Below are 20458 nucleotides of genomic sequence, written 5' to 3'. Positions count from 1 at the left end.
AATGTACAAAACCATCCTTTGGCCGGCGATGAAAAACACACCCTTCCCCGGCCCTTTAGCCGGAATGATCGCTGTATTAAAATGGAAAAAATAAGATGCGTACCCGTTTCCCCGATGACGCCTCTGGTGGAATTTGCGCTTACTTTGGTTGAATGACTATGTAAACAAATGTAGTGCTTTTATGTAAACATTTATCCCTTTCAGCAGTTTTCTTTCAAAAAATATTTGGATGATGATAATTTATTGTTTTTCAATTGTATTAAACGAATGTAGGGATTATTTGTATACAATAATGGAATCAATCGGTAAACGTAGCGTAAGAAAACCAGCCTGGAACGCGGGCGTTCCCCAGGGAATCATGCGGGCAAAACGGAGGGTATATCACGGGTATGAAAAAGAATCACAGGCCTTATGGACCGCTCATAAATGATGATTGGCTTCCCGCGGATACACAAATAGAAAGGGCTGATCATTACTTTTTGATCAGCCCCCAATAAATAAGAAAATAAACGGTCAATCCTTCTCCTTTTTCATGTCCCGCAACAACCCGCGCACCACCAGCGCCAAAACCCCTATCACCACAATGATCCCCAACCATATCCACCAACGCGAAGTGAAAACGCCTGCGGCTTCCGTCACCGGTTGCGGACGATCGATCGCGACGGGCGCTTCCGGCACCAGGTCGCGGCCCACCTGCTCATGATACGCAAACCTGAAAAACTCGGCATCGTATTTCGGTGCACGCATGCCAGCCGCACCGCCGCGCAAAGTATAATTCCCGGGCTCGAGTTTCGTGATCAGCATATACGCATCCTGCCAGATCCCGGCGTTTCCCGGCACCAACGGAAGATTATCCCCGTTCTCTACCTTCAGCACCAGGCTATCGAACACCGTATTAGGCCCCATTCCGATGACGTTCACCGAATCTTCGGAGCACAGCACGGCCGTGGCCAGCAATTGCTCCGCGCCGTTTTCGATCGACAGCAATTGCACATCCCTCCGGTACATCGCCGGTTGAGATATCGGGACCGTCACTTCCCGCACCGGCAAAGCTGTTGGCAGTGTTATGAGGAAACGGTCGGTTCGACGGTCTTTCCCATCCATCAACACCAGCTTCACATCGGCAGCTTTTATTTTTTCCTCCACCAGTTGCGGCTTGTTCCTGAAACCGACGCAATTGAAATGAAGCGGTGCACTGGCGGAATCGTCGATCACCAGTTTGAAATACCGGTAACCGGAAACCGGCATGTTGACCGTTTGTTCTACGATCGTTTCCTTGCCTTTTACGGGAACGGCGGCGGAAGGCGACAACAGGAACTCCGGGCGGATGGCATACCATTGCACGCCGTCGTTACTTCCCGTCAGCACCGCCGTTTTCTCCACATCGGTATTGGAATATCGCAGCCCGAACGATTTGAGCGACATCTGCGGTTTGGGCTCGAATACGATCACCGTTTCCTTTCCGGGTACAGATTCCAGCTTCGGGGTGGCGTATGCGATGAAATCACCTTCCGAGACCACGCGGTATTTGCGTTCCAGCAAATAAGGCACCTCGCCCGCATCACCCACAATCCGGATGTCCCATTCTCCGCCGCGGAAGGCTTTGGCACTGAGGGCCGGCGTAACCGGGATACGGTAAAAAAAGGTACTGTCTACCTTCGGCAGTTTCGCTTCCCAGGTAAATTTAGCGCTGTCCTGCGCGGATGCGCTCGTCGCGCAGCCAAGCAGGAACAGGCTAATCCGGCAGTTTTTCTTCAACAGGTTGATCATCTGTCAGGATAATTTTCTTTAACCGCTGATACATGAACGATATCAGCAACAATAATATACCCAGCGAAATAAACGCCGCGATTTTTCCGCCTTCGCCCAATCCGCGAAGGTCGAACACAAAGAGCTTCGCGAGCGTAATACCGAATACGGTGATGGCCACGATCCGCAAGTCGCGGGATTTGCGGCGCAGACCGATGAACATCAGCACGAAAGCGAACAATCCCCACAGCAGCGCATACCCCGTTCCATGCACCGTTCCCAGGGTAGCGGCGGCCGGCACCGGGGCGCGAAGCACCACCACGAGATGGTCCAGCTCCGCACTCAGGAGGTACAACGCCATGAACGACAGGAACCAGTTGAACCCGGTTTCCAGCCGGGGAATGCGGAATTGCGGGATGGTTTTCTTCATTTCCACCAGCAGCCACACCAGCAATGCCGTCTGCAGGTAATGGAGACCGAAAACCCACATCGGGGTTTCGCCGGCCAGCACTTCCGTCCTTACCCGGATCACGGACAGGTTGAAGTAACCCAGCATGGCGAGCGCCGCGAAGAGCGAAAGGAACATCAGTACCACCGCCCCTTTATCGTTCCGCCGGCGCGCCAGCAGCAAGAGCACAGCCAGGTAGCCGTAATTGAAGCAACCGGTAGCTATCGCAGTGAGCGAAGGTTGATAGTCGTTTACCTGGTGCACGATCTCGAGGAGGAAAACAACATATATCAATATCACGAAAATCGTTTGCAACACGCGCGAAACGCCGCCTGCGCTCATTACGGGGAACAGGGGAACGGAAGGCGCTTCCTGTGCCACCTGCCTGCGCAACAGGTACACCGCCACGATGGCGGCGATCCCCGTCACGAACGCTTTATTGATCACCGGCCGCAGCTCGGGCCCCAGGAAATACAGTTGCGACCAATCCATCATCAAACTGATCAGCATCAATACCAGCACCGCCATGGACGCGTACTTCATCTGCACGATCCCCGATTTCCGGAACAGCCAGAAAATCAAAACCGATTCGGCCGCCCAGAAAAGGGTAATGTAATTTCCGTTCAGCTGCACCGGCGCGGCGAGGCTCATGAACGTGAGCACCAAACCGATGAGCAGGTACACCATCGTCCGGTCCGCTTTGCTGTTGCGGAAGAGGAAATATGCGAACAAGCAGTTGAAAACGGCCATCAGCGCAGTGAACAGCCCCTGCCAATCCTGCCAGCCGCATTTCTCCATGAATAACATCCCCGCGCTGTAATAAAATAATGTGTTACTGAGCAATATTCCGATCTCCAGCGCGCGGAAACGCGTGCCGTTGCGCACGTTGTTGATCACGTTCATGAGGAAGAAAACCACATAAAATGCCGTCGCGAACACGAAAGCCGTCCGCACATCGCCGAGGATGATACTGTCGCCCTCCAGCGCACCGGAGCCCATCCATCCCCCGAATATCAGCCAGGTGAGCGCATAGCAGATAATATTGACGAGGTTCCATTTTTTGAAATAGGCCAATACCAGCATCCCAATGTTCAGGATGAGCATCCAGGAGAAGAAGGCGATGAGGTTGGCATGACCGGTAGATACCATGAACGGCGCCCCGAACCCGCCGAGGATCGCCAGCACCGCCAGTTCCTTCCGGTCGTAGGAAATGGAAAGGAACACCGTAAACGCCGTAATGGCCACCGTTAGCAGGAAAGCCGCCGTTTGCCCTACCAGTGCATATTGATGGAACGCGATGGCCACGGTAAAATACAATACTGCCACACCGCCGCCGACCAGTACGGAACTGAATGCAGCAAACGATTTCCGCATGCGGTGCGCCAGGCCGATGAGCGCCGCGCCGCATAAGAACCCGATGAACGTCCGGCCGATTTCGTTGATCCAGTTTTTATCAATAGCGAACTTGAGGAAAAACCCGATCCCGATCACCAGCACCGCGATCCCGATCTTGTTGAACAGGTTTTCGCCGATGAATTTCTCGATGTCGGGATTCTTTTCCATAAATTTTTCCCAGAACGAAGGTTGCGGCTCCGGCTCCACATATACCGCTTCCGCCCCGCGCTTCATTTCCGCAGCCTGGAAAGCCGCGCGCATTTCTTCCATCTCTTCGGGTTCCGGCGCATCTTCCACGAACTGTGGTGCCGGGGGTTCAGGAACAGGGGATTCCTGGCGCAGGGGAACGGGCGCAGGCGGCGCCTCGAATACCGTCCCGGGACCCGGGGAAATTTCCGGGGAAGCCGGGCGCTCCCGGGCCGGGGATACTTCCCGCTTTTCCAGCTCTTTGCTCAGCTTATCCAGCCGGTACAATATTTCCGACATCCTTTCGGCATTCCGGTTCTGGGCCATCACCACCAACACCAGCAAAGCGATCAGCAACAGGATAACAAGTGTAATTGACATAGGAATTGGGGATTATAGCGGTAAATATAAGAAAAGCCGCCCCAAATGGAGCGGCCTTTCCTTATAGGACAACGGGAATCACCTGAGTTTGGTCGCCTCTTCCCCTTCGATATCCACCAACTGCGACTCGGTCGTCAGCTTGGTATTGATCTGGATCCTCGCTTTCATCCAGCGGCCCAGGGCTGGACTATACTCCCCGCCCAGCTTGATGAACACGCCCGCCACGTAGCTCACGCTCAAGGTGTTGGTGCCGGACCGGAAGAAAGGCTGCGAAGCCAGGGAAATAGGATTGATCACGTCGTACCAGTCGGTATTGGTGATGCGGTACCCGATCTGGTTGGCACCTTCTGAAAGGATCTGGCCGTTCTGGCCTACCATCACCACATCCACCGGCCGCGATTCTTTCGTGACCACCGTTCCTTCGAACACCGCCATTCCGGAAGCGTTGCCGCTGTTCGCCAGCAGGTTGCCCGTTTTCTGGCCGAAGTCGTCGCCCGCCGTACTGCCGTAGTTGAATGAACGGATCCATTTGGCGTTGCTGATGCTCGTAGAACCGGTGCCGTTAATGAGCTTGGTGGAACAGCCCACGTAAAAGAACTCGCCTTTGCTGACGGTACCGGATGTCAGGTTGAACTTGTACGTCCGCAGTCCGCCCGTCGCCCATCCGTTTTGCGGGATGCCCGTAGGCGTGGAGGCGCCGGCATTGTTGGTCGTCACCAGCGAATATTTCGTTACGGCGAAGTCGATATCTCGGGTAGCCATCAGCTGGATATACTCATAGTTATTATCCGTCAGGCCGGCAGGATCGGCCAGGAACCCGGTGATGACGATCGGCGCGATCTCCACGGTGGAACTCAGCGTTGTGATATCGTCCGTTTTTCGCACGCGCAGCTCCGGCACAAAATCCCCGCCGGTCCCCGGTCTCATCCAGACCAGGCTGCGGAAATTCGCCAGCACGGGCATTTGCACATTCGCTATGTCCGATTCCGGATCTGTCAGCAAAGGGATATCCCCAAACCCGTCGTTCAGCAATTTATTACCGGACAGCACATCGCCCGGGCCCGGCAGCGGATCGAACCCACCCTTTACGATCATGCACAGCGTACTTTGGTACACTTCGGGGTTGGCGATGATTTTGTTGGTCGTAACCCGGTTGATGGGCAGCGGGTTATTTTTGGAGATCACCTGTATCCCCGCGGCACTCACGCCCGCGAGCTGGAAAATCCCGTCGCGCCTGGTGAGCGTTGCGCCCGAAACGGGAATGATCACCGAATCACCGGCTTCGTATTGCGCGGCCGCGGCACCAACCGGAATGGCGATGCCACGCTGCGCCAGGCGGCTGGAATCCTGCACCACCAGCATGCCATCGGGCATATTGCCGGCGCGGTGGTCAGACACCACAAGGCACCGGAGCGAATGGGCGCCGAACATATTTTCGGCATTCAACTGAATATCCTGCCCCTTGTACATGGCCCGGATATCATAAATAGCGATGTAGGGACTGAGTTTCGCGCCGGGATAGGTGTCGTCTTTCACACATCCCCAGAAACCGGCCACGATCAGCATCATCGTATATAAAGCGATTTTTTTCATGTTGCGTTTTTTAGTACTGTATCAGCATTACGGTTTCTGCCACCAAACCTCCGTCGAAATAACGTCTGATCCCTGGCGGGCAACGGCCTGTTTGTAATTGGTCGGGTTGGTGGATTGAACATATACGGGATAGTTCATCCGCGCCGGCATCACGCCGTTGTTGCGCAGGCCGGGGCCTTTCGGGAGAATGGGGTGCCCGGTGCGGCGATATTCGAACCATTGCTGCATATCCATCAGGAACATCGCATAATATTTCTGGATGTGGATGGCTTCCATCTTTTCCTCTTCCGATCCGTTATCGTTCCAGTGCAGGTCGGCTTTGTCGATATAGTCCGTTACATCGTCCCACGCCGGGATCCACTGTTTGATGGTGTATTTGATGCCTCTCGTATAAAATGCGTCCGCGCTGCCGGAGATCCATCCTTTCACTACCGCTTCCGCCAGCATGAACTGTACTTCCGCCGCGTTGAGCATCTGGCCGGTGAGGGCGTCTGTCTGCAGATTAAAGAGCGTAGTGGTGGTTTGCGAGTAGAAATACGATCTGCGGACGGGCGCCTGGCCCATCTGGTATCCGCTCGGTACGCCGCTGTAGCCGCCCTGGTAGGGCGCGATGCGCCAGCGGTTCACGCTGTTGTTGCCCTTGGAAGGATCGATGAGCGGATTGTTCCAGTTCACGAGGTTGTTGATAAAAAACTCCCCGACGCCAGGCCCCCTGAAATCCTGCTCGCGCACACTCAGGAACGGAGACACGAGCGGCCCCGCGCCTGTCCACCGGAGGATGGCCGATTGCTCGGTGGTATCGATGATCGGATAGCTCGATTTCTTCGTTTCCGCCACTTCCTTGAATTTGGCGATGGCCACATCGGCCACTTCCGCTTTCCCGGAAATGCGCATCAGCAGCCGCAGGTAGAGCGAGTTGCCGAAGCGGCGCCACTTGGTGATATCGCCGTTGAACACGGGATCGTTGTTGGCATTGATACCGTAAGTGGTATTGTTGAGATACACGTTGGCGGTATCCAGCTTGTCGAAAATATCGAAATAGATATCCTTCTGCGTATCGAACGGCGGCTCAAAAAACGCGGAATCGCGGGCGAGGTTGGATTTGAAATAGGGAATATCGCCGTAGGTATCGGTCAGCAGGGAATACACCCAGGCCTGGCAGATCAGCGAAATGCCGATGTAAGAGCGGTTGTACGATTTGGGATCGCGGGCCACTTTCTCCATATCCTTGAAGTTCGTCAGTTCCGAGTACCAGGCATTATACAGGTAATCGGCCCAGGTGGCGCGGAAATCGTAACGGAACACCTTGCCGTCGGATTCGGAAATATCCACCGTCACCTGCATCAGTTCGTTATTGAAATTCCGGTTGCGGATCATATTGGCCGACAGCGTATTCACCAGCGCCGGCGCCATGAGCGCATGCGCCGTGGCCACTTTCGTTTCGTTCGGGTTCGTATTGATATCGGTAAAGTCTTTGGTGCATGACTGTGTCGCCATTCCGAAAAGCACCAATGCACCGATTATTGCGTGTTTCATCTTCTGCATGTTGAAAAATTTAGAAGCCAATGACCAGGTTTACACCGAAGGTTCTGGTAGACGGGAACTGCCCCACTTCAAAACCCTGCACGATATCCGTACCGCTCAGCGTCCCGAATTCGGGATCGAATGCCGGCCAGTCCGACCAGATCGCCAGGTTACGGCCATACACGCCCACCGTGGCTTTCTGCATGCGCAATCTTTTGGTGAGGCCGGCGGGCAGCGAATAATCGAGGCGCGCTTCGCGAAATTTGATGAAGTCGGTGCTGAAGGTGCTGCCTTCTGCGTTATCCTGGCCGTAATGCGAGCGGTAATATTCGTCGATGTCGGTAGCGATCACGTCGTTCGGCCGGAACTTTCCGTCAGCCATCTGGATCACGCCGTTACCGATGATGCCGTTGTAGCGCCCGGGCAGGGTGTTCTTCGTTTTACCCTGTTCGGCCAGTTTGTAATGCGTGAGCGAATGCGCCACGGCGCCCCACTGCCCGTCGAACAGCAGGTGCAGGCGGAACTGCCCGTACGAGAACTCGTTCGTCCACCCCAATTTCCATTTCGGAATGGTATTGCCGAGATAGATCACTTCTTCCGTCAGCTTCGCCCAGCCGGTCTTTTCATCGTAAATGATCTGTCCGTCGGGAGAACGCTGGTAACCACGGCCGTACACCGCGCCCATGCTGCCGCCGGGCTTGGCCACGATCTGTCCGCCGCCCACGGGGCCGGTCACGAGCACTACCGAGCTATCGTCCAGCTCGCGGATGGTATTGGTATTGGAAGAATACACCACGCTGGTGTTCCAGGAGAATTTGCCGCGTTTGTAAGGCGTTCCGTTCAACGCCACTTCTATCCCTTTGTTATTTACCCGCCCGGCGTTGATCATCGCGCGCGACCAACCGGTAGAACGGTCGATGATGCGGGACAGGATCTGGTCTTTGGTGAAACCGGAATACATCGCCAGATCGAGGCCCAGCCGGCCTTTGAACATCTTCATGGCCACACCGCCTTCATAAGTGATGGTGCGCAGCGGGCGAAGGTCGGAATTGGCGAGGATGGAAGGGTTCCGCAAACCGCCGGCATACAGGCTGCCCGCGGAAGGATAGGTGAATTCGGTGAGATAAGGCGTGGTACCGCCGCTGCCCACGCTCGCCAGCGAGAATCGCAGCTTGGCGAAATCGATCGCTTTCGGCAGATCGATCACTTCATTGGCCACGAAGCTCAGGTTCACCGACGGGTAGAAGAAACCGGAATTGGCGATACGGCTCTGCGTGGCCAGGACGCTGTTCCAGTCTTGCCGCCCCGTGATATCGGCGAACAGGAAGTTTTTATACGACGCGGAAATCAATCCATAGAGGGAATTGATCTGGTACGAAGTACGGAAAGGCATGGTAACGAGGGGGCCGAGATTGTTGGCCAGGGAATACACGCCGGGGTACGCCAGCGAATCCGCCCGCACCTCGTCGCGGATGTACCGGTTGCGCAATGCAGCGCCGCCGGCCGTGAAATTCAGCTCGAAATCGCGCCCCACTTTGGTGTTGTAGCGCAACAGGAAATCGGAATTGAACTCCTGCGACATGATGTTCTGCGTCCGGAAGCTGCCGTACGGAAACTTGGCGCCCGCATCGTAAGGCCGTTGCTGGGAGCGGTCTTCGTACCCGAAGTCCATCGCCGTGCGCACCTGCAGGCTGAACTTTTTGGTAATGTTATAGGTGGCCGACACGTTGCCGGTAATGCCGTGGCGGTTGGATTTGTTGAGATATTCGTACGCCACCGCGTAAGGGTTGCTGGGGAACGAACTGAAGGGAAACATGATCTTCAGCTGCTCCTGCCCCAGTTCCCAGTAATTCTTCAGCCAGTCGATGTCGGCGCTGGGCTGCCAGAAAATGTACCAGTACATGATCGACTGGTTGCCGTAACCCGCACCGGGGAGGTTATCGGAATATTTGTTGGTATAGTTCACTTTCGACGAAATCTGCAGCCGGTCGTTGATTTTCGAGTTGACGGACAGCGCCACGGTATTACGGTCGTACCCGGTGTTGGGCAGGATCCAGGTGTTGTGGACGTTGGTGACGGAGAACCGGGCCGTCGTCTTGTCTGTTCCGCCATCCAGCGAAATGGTGTTGGTGAAGGTTTTACCGTCGTCGAAGTAGGAATTGACTTTGTTGGGATACGGTTGCCACAGCGTCCTTTCCGTTCCCTGTTTCTGCGTAACGGGGTCGAACTGGTGGAACATCTGCCCGTCGAACCGGGGCCCGTAAGCCGAGCTGGTGCCGCTGGTGGAGCCACCGTCCGGACCGGCGCCGTAGGAATAATACGCGGCGCCGTCGAGGCCCTGTCCGTATTCGAACTGGAGGTCGGGCCAGCGGTTCACTTGTTCGACAGACGCATTGGAATTGAGGGAAACGCCGATGCCTTTGCGTTTGCTGCTACCGGATTTGGTGGTGATGATGATGGCGCCGTTGGCTCCTCGGCCGCCGTACAGCGCCGCAGCACCGGGGCCTTTGAGCACGGTGAGCGACTCGATGTCTTCCGGGTTGATATCGTTCAGGCCGCTGCCATAGTCGGCCGGCATGTTATCGCTGCCGGTGCCGTAAGTGGCTTCGCCGCCCACGGCCGTTCTGCGGCCGCTTCCCTGGTTGATCACGACGCCGTCTACCACGATGAGGGCTTCGTTTTCGCCGGTGAGGTTGTTTTCGCCGCGGAGGATGATTTTATTGGAACCGGTGGGGCCGCTGTTGGAGCGGACGAGGTTCACGCCCGCTACTTTGCCGGACAGCGCGTCTGTCCAGTTACCGGAAATGGCTTCGGTCAGTTGTTCGCCTTTTACGACGGTGGCTGCATAGCCGAGGGCTTTTTCTTCCCGTTTGATGCCGAGCGCCGTTACCAGCACTTCGTTGAGGCTTTTGGGATCGGCGGCGAGCTGCACGTTGAGCTGTTGCGTTTTCTGCACGGTGATTTCGCGGGTGATGTAACCCACGTACGAGAAAACCAGCACGTTATTGGCCGAAGTGGTGGAAACGAGGAAAGCGCCCGCAGCGTCTGAAGTAGCGCCTTTGGGAGTGCCTTTCACCTTGATGTTGACCCCGATGAGCGGGTCGCCGTTAACGTCGGTCACGCGTCCGCGAACAACGATCGCCGAATCCTGGAAAGGACGCGGCCTGGCGGGTGTTTTGTCGTAAATGCCCGGCCGGAAGACGGTGGGTTTCCGCGATACGTCCTCCGTGGCTGCGTGAGCGAATGCCCCGATCTGCAAGCCGGTCATGAGCAAGAAAAAATGTTTCATTCAACAAGTTTTATAATGTAATGATTCCCCTTGTGGCAATGTGGGTGCGCGGCCTGTGGACGATCCGGGATACTGCGCAGGCGGTACTTTCCGGGAAAACATCCCCGGGCGGGATGAGCCATCCAGCCGGTACCTGTTCAAGTCAGCGTATATTGGTAACCGTTATTCCTCCTGCCGGACGGCCGCGCAGCGGAACGGATAAACGGAAAGATGTTTCTTCATACTGTGGATGATTTTGGTTTCATTCAATACTTACTCAGCCTTTCATTCAAGACAAAAATTCTTCGTGCAGGTGCGTAACCGGCAATAACCTGGATGATCGTTCCCGGTGGCGCCACCGGGTATTTTTCCCGAAAAACCTTGCGATTGATACAGCCGGATTCACACCGGATGATCGTGGAACTTCACTTCATCTAAGGGACATTCGCTAAAGTAGAACAAAAGTAAAATTAAACAAAAAATAATTACCTGTAATTATTTAGAACTAGATATGAAATATAATGAAAGAATGGACAGATTTGGGTGCATTAAATTGATTATCAACATAATAAGTTAAAATACAAAAAGAAAGGAGGATAGACCGGCCATAAACGGGCGCTCCATCCTCCTTTTATTTGAAACTTTCCGCAATCAGCTCGCCTTCACCGCCTGCATCCGGCAGTTGCGATGCCGCTGGCCCCAATCGCTCAACTGTTTCCACACCGGGATCAGTTCTTTGGCCACATGCGCCAGTTCGTATTCTACCCGTGGCGGCACTTCCGCGTATACGGTACGGCGGACCAATCCGTCGCGCTCGAGTTCTTTCAACTGCAAGGTCAGCATTCTTTCGGTGATATTGGGAATGGAACGGCGCAGTTCGCTGAATCGCATCGCTCCTTCTTCCAGCCTGCAAAGGATCAGCAATTTCCAGCGGCCGCCCACCAGGCCAATAGCGTAGGTGAGATCGCATTCGATGATGTAATCGCGGTTGATGCTGTTCGATGAATTTTCCTTACGCTTGCTCATTACTTACAAATTTGTTAGTACCATACAACGAGATGTATGCATACAAAGGTAAGGGTAACCCCTCTACTTTTGCTGTATCAAATTTTTGTTACGTGAAAAACACAACCATGCTTGCCCTGGGAGCCCTCCTGCTGACGCAGCCCGCTTTCTCCCAACAGCCCACCCCCGCTACATTCCAGGAAGCCCGAATAGACTCCCTCGCACAAAGGCTTGTCCGCACCGGCAAAGTCCAGGGCGTAAACCTGCTCTTCTCCCAACACGGGAAAATCATCTACCGCAAAGCCTTCGGAAAAGCGGACGAAAACCGCCCGCTGCAAACAGGCGATATCTTCCGCATCGCGTCACAAACCAAAGCCGTTACCAGTCTTGCCGTGATGATGCTATGGGAAGAAGGGCGCTTTTTGCTGGACGATCCCGTGTCGCAATATATTCCCGCTTTCGCCGGCCTCCGTGTCATCAAAGACTTCAACGCCGCAGATACAACGTATACTTCCGTAGCGCCCAACCGGCCCGTGACCGTGCGCGATCTTTTGCGGCATACTTCCGGCATTTCGTACCCCCTCATCACCGGCGACCCGCGGTTCCAGGCCATTTTCGCGAAAAACAAAGTGCCCACCGGCATCGGCAGCCCCGGCAACCTGAAAGATTTCGTAGACCAGATCGCGCAGCAGCCGCTGGTGCACCATCCCGGAGAAGCATTCACTTACGGCCTGAACATCGACGTGCTGGGAAGGCTCGTTGAGATCTGGAGCGGCCAGCCGCTGGAGGTTTTCTTACGTGAACGGATCTTCCGTCCGCTGGAGATGCACGACACCTATTTCCGCGTTCCCGACGATAAAGCGAAGCGCCTCGTGCCCGTGTTCTCCGCCACCGGCGGACGTTTACACCGCCAAACCGCGCCGATCTACGAAGGCAACGACGCCGGTTATCCGATGCAGGACGGCATTATCGTATCCGGCGGCGCGGGCCTCAGTTCCACCACCGCAGACTACGCGAAGTTCCTGCAACTGCTGCTGGACGGCGGCGTATATAAAGGAAAGCGGATCATCGGCAACGCCGCCATCCGCCTGATGACGACCCCGCAAATCCCGCAGGGCGCCACTGCGAAGTGGGACTGGCCGGATTTCTCGTTCGGACTGGGCTTCAGTCTCGTAACGCCGCAAAACCAGGCTGCCGGCCCTGTTCCGGTGGGATCGTTCTTCTGGGGCGGCGCGTTCAACACGCATTATTGGGCCGATCCGGCGAATGACATCGTCGGCATCGTGTTCACCCAGGAATATGCACCCGCGTCGTACTGGGATTTAGGCACGCTGTTCAAAAATGTTTTCTACACCGCATTGGAAAAATAAAAATGAAAAAGACCGCATACATCGGATGCCTCGGGCTGATAGGCATCATAACGACAGAATTCGGCGTGATCGGAATATTGCCGCAGATCGCTGCGCATTACCGGATCCCCATTGAAAAAGCGGGTTGGCTGCTAAGCGCGTTCGCCATGGTGATCGCGCTGGGCGGCCCGGCGATGACGCTGCTCTTCTCCCGCGTGAACCGCAAGCTCATCATGAGCCTTGCCATCGGCATGTTCATCGTCACCGGCGTCGTATCGGCACTTGCACCGCCTTTCTGGCTGTTGCTCACGGTGCGCGTATTGCCCGCCATCCTGCATCCCGTCTTCGTTTCCACGGCCATTGCCGCGGCCATCCAGGCGGCGCCGCCGAAAGAGGCCACGCGGATGATGGGCATCGTGCTGGGCGGGATCGCCATCGCGATGGTGACCACTGTTCCGTTCGCCACCTGGCTCGCGGGGCGCATCAACTGGCAAGCGGCGTTCTGGGCGCAATCGGCCATCAGTTTGACAGCGTTGCTGGCGATCCTCATCGGGCTGCCGCAAATCCCGAAAGGCGAAAAGGAAAGCCTGGGCAGCCAGGCGGCCATCTTACGCGATCCTATTTTCGTGACCAGCAGCATCGTGAATGTGTTGCTCATTGCCGCGTGGTTTTGCACATATAGTTACTTCGCGGATTTTCTGGGAAAGGTGAAAGGAATGGATGAAGAAAGTATCAGTTATATGCTGATGGTGTTTGGCCTGGCGGGGATCCCCGCTAACTGGATCGCCGGGAGATGGCTCGGGAAGCAGCTTTCGCTGACTACGGCGGCGTTTCTCGCTGGCGCGTTGTTCATACCGTTCCTGAGCATCGCCGTGGGCGGAGGGATCGTGGTGAATGCGGTGGTGCTGGCGCTGTGGGGATTTTTTTATGCGCCCTGCTATCTTACCGCGGCGGCGTATCTGACCTCCGCGGCACCGGGAGCCGTGGCTTTCGCCAATACGCTTGCGATATCTTATGGTAATTTGGGAATTACGGTGGGGACGACGGTCAGCGGATGGGTGATCGCGCAGTACGGGATCGCGGCCGCGCCCTGGGCGGGCGCTGCTTTCGGGATAGCCGCGCTCGTTGCCATGGCGCTGCGGTCGCAACTCGTGGCCCGCCGCGAAATACGCCGCTCCTGCATTGCACCATGATGATCGTAAAAAAAATACTTGCAGACCGTCTACCGTAAAACCGGTAGACGGTTTTATTTTTATCCCCGGCCCGCAGCCCCGTTTCCCCTGAAACTCAATATCTACGCACTTGTTCCCGTTTCCATCGATGCAAAGCCGACCCATTTGCCCTTCCTTTTACTAGATAAAATTTTTTCGAGCGTTACAACTTTTATTTAAAAACTTGAATTATATTGCGATCAGTTAACATGCAGGCACAGAAAAAAAATTCATCCAATGCCAGCTAAGCGGAAATAGAAATCTAAATCAAGCGTAACCAGAATCTAACGTAACAGCTTCATCCTTTCACTTCGCCATCTAAATCGAAAGTCTGTAGATTCCTGTTTGCCAAATTTTATGAATAATGTTTTGAAACGGTCAGCAGTAGGCCTTTTCAGAGAAATCATATTTTTTTTCAACTGATTGCTCCCCGACATCCAGGGAGTAGCATTGCAGCATATTCGCGCCGGCCTGACCGCCGCGCAGCGGAAGTTATATGCCATGCCAGACCATAAACTAAAATCTAAATGATGTGACTATGAAAAAAATCGCAGCCCGGCATTTATTGATGATTTAACCAGGATACAGGCAACCCGACCGTAGCCGTCAGCAGCATATGATATTGACCTAAAAGCCTCTTCCCGATGGCTTCCTGGCCATGCCATGCCTGTTACGGACCGGCGGCCCATTTCCTCCAGATACAACTTATACCGCTTCATCAATTCAAATCTAAACCGAAATCGAGTATGAACACACGATCGTTCCTGATCCCGCTAATGGCGGTATGCGTAACTAACGCTTACGCGCAAACGCAGCAAGCGACCGGGCGGGTAACCGACGCCAGAGACGGCACTCCCCTTCCCGGCGTTACCGTTCGCATCAAGGGCTCCACCACCGGCACCATCACCGATGCCAACGGCAGCTTCAAACTGAACGCACCTTCGGGCGCCGTTCTCATCTGCTCCTTCACCGGCTACTACAACAAGGAAGCCGTCGTAGGCGCAGGCCCGCTACACGTTGCGCTCAGCGCCGACCAGAAATCGCTGGACGAAGTAGTGGTAGTGGGTTATGGCACCCAGGACCGCCGGGACGTGACCGGCTCCGTGGGCACCGTAAAGGGAGACAACCTGAAAACCATCGCCGCGCCCAGCTTCGAAAAAGCGATGGCAGGCTCCATCACCGGCGTGCAGGTGAACACCACCAGCGGCATTCTCGGCGAGCCCGCCCGCATCCGCATCCGCGGCGTCAACTCCATTTCCAGCAGCTCCGACCCGCTGTACGTGGTAGACGGCGTTCCGTACATTTCCGGCGACCAGAGCGGCTCCCAATCCGTTCCCTACAACCCGCTCGGCGACATCAATCCCGCCGATATCGAAAGCGTGGAAGTCCTGAAAGACGGTTCCGCCACCGCCATTTACGGCTCCCGCGCGTCTGCAGGCGTAGTGCTCATCACCACCAAAAAAGGCAAGCTCGGCAAGCCCCGCCTCAGTTACGACGGTTGGATCGGGATGGCGCAGGCTTCCAAAAAATTCGACCTCATGAACGCGGCAGAATTCATGGAAGTGACCAACGAAAAACTCACAAACGCCGGCGCCGCAGCAGCCGCCAAACAGCCGGCAGACAAATATTACGACACCGACTGGCAAGACCTCGTGTTGCGCAACGCCGTGCAGCATAGCCACGCCCTTTCGCTCAGCGGCGCTACCGAAGGCACCAACTATTACTTCTCGCTCGGCTATTCCGACTTCGAGGGCATCGCCGTCGCTAACGACCAGAAGAAATACAACGTGCGCGCCAGGGTGGAACAAAAAGCGTTCGACCGCCTGAAGATCGGCATCAACATGGCCGCCACGCACACCACAGACAATGGCCTCAATTACGGCACCAACGCGCTTTCCGGCAACATCGCCGGTGCCATCCGCGCACTGCCCAACGTTCCGGCGAAGTGGGAAGACGGCAGCTACAACCTCAGCGCCGACAAGCAGCGCCTGGGCCGCGCCGGGAACGGCCGCGAAATAGACGATAACTACACGAACATCCTCTTCGTACTGGAAAACAACATCTACAAAAACCAGAGCCTCAACCTCACCGGCAACACGTTTGCGGAGCTGGAGATCATCCCCGGCCTTACGGCGAAAACACAGGTAGGCATCAACTACCTGAACGGCGAGTATTACCGCTACTGGAGCCCCGTTCACGGCGATGGCCGCGGTGTGAACGGCTCCACCGCCCAGTACAATCTTCCGCAGTTCAGATACAACTGGCAGAACACGCTGAACTTCAACCGTACTTTCGGCGATCACAAAGTGGGCGCCATCGCAGGCCTGGAATGGCAGAAGACGCGCAGCCGCTACTTCTACGCCAGCGGCACCAATATTTCGTCCGAGTTTTTCGGCGGGCAGAACATTATCACCGATGCCTGGGGCGCCCGGTCGCTGGGCGGGTACGTAGCCGAGAAGGCCTTCCAGTCCGTGTTTGGCCGCGCGAATTATGGGTATAAGGACAGGTACCTCATCGCCGCCACGCTGCGGTACGACAAAATCTCCGACCTGCCCTGGGGCAACCAGGGCGCAACGTTGCCCGGCGTTTCAGCAGGGTGGCGTATTTCGGAAGAAGCGTTTTTCAAGCGGTCCAATTCCCTCAACTTCATCAGCAACCTGAAGCTGCGTGGCGGTTTTGCGAAAGTGGGGAACGTGGAACTGGGGGCCGATTATCCGTATGCAGGCACCTTCAGTCCCTACCTCTACGGCGAGATCATGGCAATAGCTTACAGCCAGATCAGCAATAACAACCTCCGTTTCGAAACGGCCAATAAAATCAATATCGGGTTAGACGCGGGACTGTTCGAAAACCGGGTGAATTTCTCCGCCGAGTATTTCAGCAACAACGTGGACAATATGATCCTGGCGGCGCCGCTGGCGCCTTCGCTGGGTGTTCCCTACAACAATATCAAAATGAATATCGGGGAAATGACCAACAAGGGATGGGAATTCTCCGTGAACGCCGAAGCCGTTGCCACCCGCGATTTCCGCTGGAATACGGCACTGAACCTCACGCTCACCAAAAACAAGGTGACACAGTTGTATAACGGGGCAGACATCATCGGCACCTATCACATCATCCGCGAAGGGCAGCCGGTGGGCATGTTCTACGGATTCGAGTACGCCGGCGTGAACCCCGCCAACGGCAATCCGCTCTGGGTGAAGGCAGACGGCTCCATCGTGCAGGGCGTGATCAGCCGGCAGGGTTACGCGAAATACGATCCCGCCAAACCGGACGATGTTTCGGTATCCGCGCCCGCATTGAACACCAACGATAAAAAGATCCTCGGCAACTCCAACCCCACCTGGTTCGGAGGGTTCAGCAATACTTTGTCCTACAAACGGTTCGACCTCGGCATCAACCTCGTGTTCTCCGGCGGCAACAAGGTGTTCAGCGCCACCCGCCAGGAAACCCTCGCCAACATGAAGTTCCAGAACGCCGGCCGCGAGCTCCTCGACCGCTGGACCACGCCCGGCCAGGTGACCGACGTGCCCAGGCTCATGTACGGCAGCAACCCCGGCAACTTCATCAACCAGAACGGCAATACCAACAGCCGCTTCCTGGAAGACGGTTCCTACCTCCGCGCCCAAAACATCACGCTGGGCTTCAACGCGCCCTCCGCATGGCTGAACCGTTTCAAAGTGAACAGTCTGCGCGTGTACGCACAGGTGCAGAACGCATTCGTGATCACCAACTATTCCGGCCTCGATCCCGAACTGACCATCGTTGGCACCAACAATGCCGCCCGCAACTGGCAGGCCGGCCTGGACTACAACAGCAATCCGCTCCCGCGCACTTACACGCTGGGCGTAAACCTGGGATTATAAAAACATGACCATGAAAAAACTAACATTCAGATCATACAATTTCCGTCGCGCGGCCGTAGCAGCGATACTGCTCGCGGCCGGCACCTCGATCGTTTCCTGCAAGGATTTCACGGAGCTGGCGCCCATCAGCCTTGCTTCGGAAGAATCCGCATTTGCATCTCCGGGGAATATCAAGCTCGCCATGATGGGTGTATACGAGTCTGCCGCCATCGGCACGTATCAAAACCTGAAAAGCTCTGCGCGCGGCTATCCTTTCGGTGCGGCGGCGATAGAACAGGGGGAAATGAGGGGCGAAGACATGCTGAACATCGATCAGTTCTACGCCATCACCTACGAAGGCGGCGCCAACCCTACATCGCTCAACAACGTTACGATGTGGCATACGCTCTATGCCCTCATCAACCAGGCCAACATCCTGATCGAAGGCGTACAGAAAGCCGGCGCCAAAGGCGTCATCACCGATGCCGAAGCCAAAGCCTATGAAGGCGAAGCGCGTTTCATGCGCGCCCTTTCCCACCATGAGCTGCTCGTCCATTTCAGTTTCCCGTATGCGGATGCGGCGGGCGGCAAATGGGGCGTACCCTATCGCACCAAAGCCATCACTTCCCTGGCCGCTTATGAAGAAGGGTTGAAAATGGACCGGGGAACGGTGAAGGATTGTTATACCAAACTGATCGCAGATCTCGATTTCGCGGAAGCCAACCTGCCCGACAAGCAGCCGGACGGCGTGCAGCGCGCCACCAAAGGCGCCGCCATCGCCCTGAAAGCGCGCATCAAACAGCATATGGGCGACTGGGACGGCGTGATCGCGGAAAGCAATAAGCTCATCCCCGCATCGGCTCCCTACAAGAGCCCCATCGGCGCCTTCCAGCTCACGGCAGAGCCGGACGGGCCGTTCACCAGCTATAAAAACAATACCGAGTCCATCTTCTCCATCGCCAACGGACCCAACGCCAATGGCGGCAGCAATGGCGCGCTCCCGGCGATGTTCGGCCCGGCTTCGCTCAACGGCCGCGGACTGGTAGCTACGAGCCCCATCCTGTACAACGCTTCGTTCTGGAAAGCGACCGACAAACGCCGGGCTTTGCTGCAGGTGTACCAGCCTACCACCGGATCGCGGTATTATTTCAATTACAAATACCGCGACTATACCACCCGTGCCGACTGGGCCCCGATGCTCCGCTATGCGGAAGTGCTGCTCACGGCCGCCGAAGCCCATGCCCGTAAAGGCCAGAACGATCGTGCGCTGGCGCTGCTGAACGCAGTGCGCAACCGCTCCGTGGAAGCCGGCGACCAATTTACCACGCCTCCCGCCGACCTCGTGCTGGCCATCCTTCAGGAGCGCCGTATCGAGCTGGCAGGCGAAGGGCGCCGCTGGGCAGACATCCACCGCCTTGCGCTCGACGCCGCTTACGGATTCCGCGGCATTCCCGCCAAAATGAAGAAGGAACAAATGAAGCTCGACGGCACCGATTACAATGCCGTAACGCCTCCCACGTTCCCCGCTACCGGCGGCGTTCCTTCTTATGCGTACGAAAGCTACCGCTTCCTCTGGCCCATCCCGGCGGAGGAAACCGCGGCCAACCCGACGCTGCGGGCACAACAGAACAAATTGTCCGACTAACTTTTTTCTTTGGATATGTATTAATTTATCATCTATCGTACTAACCAATAGCGCCGCAGATCCCCGCGGCGCTTTTTTATTTGCATTCCGGGCGATAGCGGTGTATTCTAATGGGTCCCTGCCATATAAAGAATTCCTTACCCAGATGGCCATTTGCTGTATGGCGACGGCCGGCGTGCAGACCAATAACGCCGTTCCATAAAAAAGTCAGTAGTTTTAAGATATGAAACGCGCCACACGTGCCGACAAAGCCCTCGTAACGGGCATCCTCACCCGTTCTTTCGCGCAGAACCGCAGCGTGCTCGCCGCCGTGCGCAGGCATGGGGATGCGGAACGGAATATCCGTGGATTGATGGAATACGCATTCGATGTCTGCATCCGGTATGGCGACGTGCTGCTGTCTGACGATGGGAACGGTTGCGCCCTGGTCCTGTACCCGGACCGGAAGCCGGAAAACCTCCTCACCCGCTGGCTCGATCTGCGGTTGGTTTGGTGCTCCATCGGATGGAAGCATTTACCGAATGTGAAAGCCCGCAGGAAGCTGGTACAGTCCGTCAGGCCGGAGGTACCCATGGCCTACCTGTGGTTCATCGGTGTAAACCCGGATTCCCGGCGCAGGGGCGCCGGCCGGCAATTGCTCAACGACGTGATCGAACTGGCGAGGTTGGCAGACCGGCCCGTTTACCTGGAAACGTCCGCCCCGGAAAACGTGTCCTGGTACAGCAAAGCCGGCTTCCGGACGTACGCGGTTACGGACGTGGGGTACACGCTGTATTACCTGACCACATCTCCCCAGGCTATTCCCTGGCTGCAACAACAATGACGCGGCCGGTGTTGTTATTATCTGTAACTTGAC

Annotated in this window: 11 protein-coding genes; 5 read left to right on the top strand and 6 right to left on the bottom strand. The window is 55.9% G+C overall.

Annotated elements, in window-relative coordinates:
* Window positions 1–513: 513 nt before the first annotated feature.
* From ACQKLP_RS23545 to ACQKLP_RS23520, 6 genes are all read right to left on the bottom strand, one after another.
* On the bottom strand, window positions 514–1770 hold the full coding sequence (locus tag ACQKLP_RS23545) for a hypothetical protein (protein WP_427325438.1): 1257 nt from the start codon (window positions 1768–1770) through the stop codon (window positions 514–516).
* Window positions 1736–4159 (bottom strand): DUF2339 domain-containing protein, encoded by a 2424-nt coding sequence (locus ACQKLP_RS23540; RefSeq protein ID WP_427325436.1) that lies wholly within the window; start codon window positions 4157–4159, stop codon window positions 1736–1738. The genes ACQKLP_RS23545 and ACQKLP_RS23540 overlap by 35 nt, the downstream gene beginning before the upstream one ends.
* A 78-nt stretch (window positions 4160–4237) precedes the next feature.
* Window positions 4238–5752: a DUF5689 domain-containing protein gene (locus tag ACQKLP_RS23535; protein WP_427325435.1), complete on the bottom strand. Its 1515-nt coding sequence runs from the start codon at window positions 5750–5752 to the stop codon at window positions 4238–4240.
* A 27-nt stretch (window positions 5753–5779) separates the two neighbouring features.
* Window positions 5780–7288, bottom strand: coding sequence for a SusD/RagB family nutrient-binding outer membrane lipoprotein (locus tag ACQKLP_RS23530; protein WP_427325434.1), 1509 nt, complete (start codon window positions 7286–7288; stop codon window positions 5780–5782).
* A 19-nt stretch (window positions 7289–7307) separates the two neighbouring features.
* Window positions 7308–10565, bottom strand: coding sequence for a SusC/RagA family TonB-linked outer membrane protein (locus tag ACQKLP_RS23525; protein WP_427325433.1), 3258 nt, complete (start codon window positions 10563–10565; stop codon window positions 7308–7310).
* A 630-nt stretch (window positions 10566–11195) separates the two neighbouring features.
* Complete coding sequence (locus ACQKLP_RS23520) at window positions 11196–11570, bottom strand: winged helix-turn-helix transcriptional regulator (protein WP_427325432.1); 375 nt, start codon at window positions 11568–11570, stop codon at window positions 11196–11198.
* Window positions 11571–11662: 92 nt separating this feature from the next.
* Between ACQKLP_RS23520 and ACQKLP_RS23515 the strand changes: the two genes are divergently transcribed.
* The 5 genes from ACQKLP_RS23515 to ACQKLP_RS23495 all read left to right on the top strand — a co-directional run bounded on the left by ACQKLP_RS23515 (window position 11663) and on the right by ACQKLP_RS23495 (window position 20425).
* Complete coding sequence (locus tag ACQKLP_RS23515) at window positions 11663–12919, top strand: serine hydrolase domain-containing protein (protein WP_427325431.1); 1257 nt, start codon at window positions 11663–11665, stop codon at window positions 12917–12919.
* Window positions 12920–12921: 2 nt separating this feature from the next.
* The gene (locus ACQKLP_RS23510; protein ID WP_427325430.1) at window positions 12922–14091 is read left to right on the top strand and encodes an MFS transporter; all 1170 of its coding nucleotides are present in this window, start codon (window positions 12922–12924) and stop codon (window positions 14089–14091) included.
* Window positions 14092–14855: 764 nt separating this feature from the next.
* Window positions 14856–17978 carry a SusC/RagA family TonB-linked outer membrane protein gene (locus ACQKLP_RS23505; protein WP_427325428.1) on the top strand — a complete coding sequence of 1041 codons (3123 nt, stop codon included), beginning with the start codon at window positions 14856–14858 and terminating at the stop codon, window positions 17976–17978.
* Between the two features lie 10 nt (window positions 17979–17988).
* A complete protein-coding gene (locus ACQKLP_RS23500; protein WP_427325427.1) occupies window positions 17989–19602 on the top strand; it encodes a RagB/SusD family nutrient uptake outer membrane protein in 1614 nt (537 codons plus the stop codon).
* Window positions 19603–19825: 223 nt separating this feature from the next.
* Window positions 19826–20425, top strand: a complete 600-nt coding sequence (locus tag ACQKLP_RS23495) for a GNAT family N-acetyltransferase (protein ID WP_427325426.1) — start codon at window positions 19826–19828, stop codon at window positions 20423–20425.
* The last annotated feature ends 33 nt before the right edge of the window (window positions 20426–20458 follow it).

Origin of the sequence: Chitinophaga sp. NPDC101104 (genome assembly GCF_050277495.1) — a bacterium.
Classification (GTDB): Bacteria; Bacteroidota; Bacteroidia; order Chitinophagales; family Chitinophagaceae; genus Chitinophaga.
This window is presented reverse-complemented; position numbering and strand designations above follow the sequence as displayed.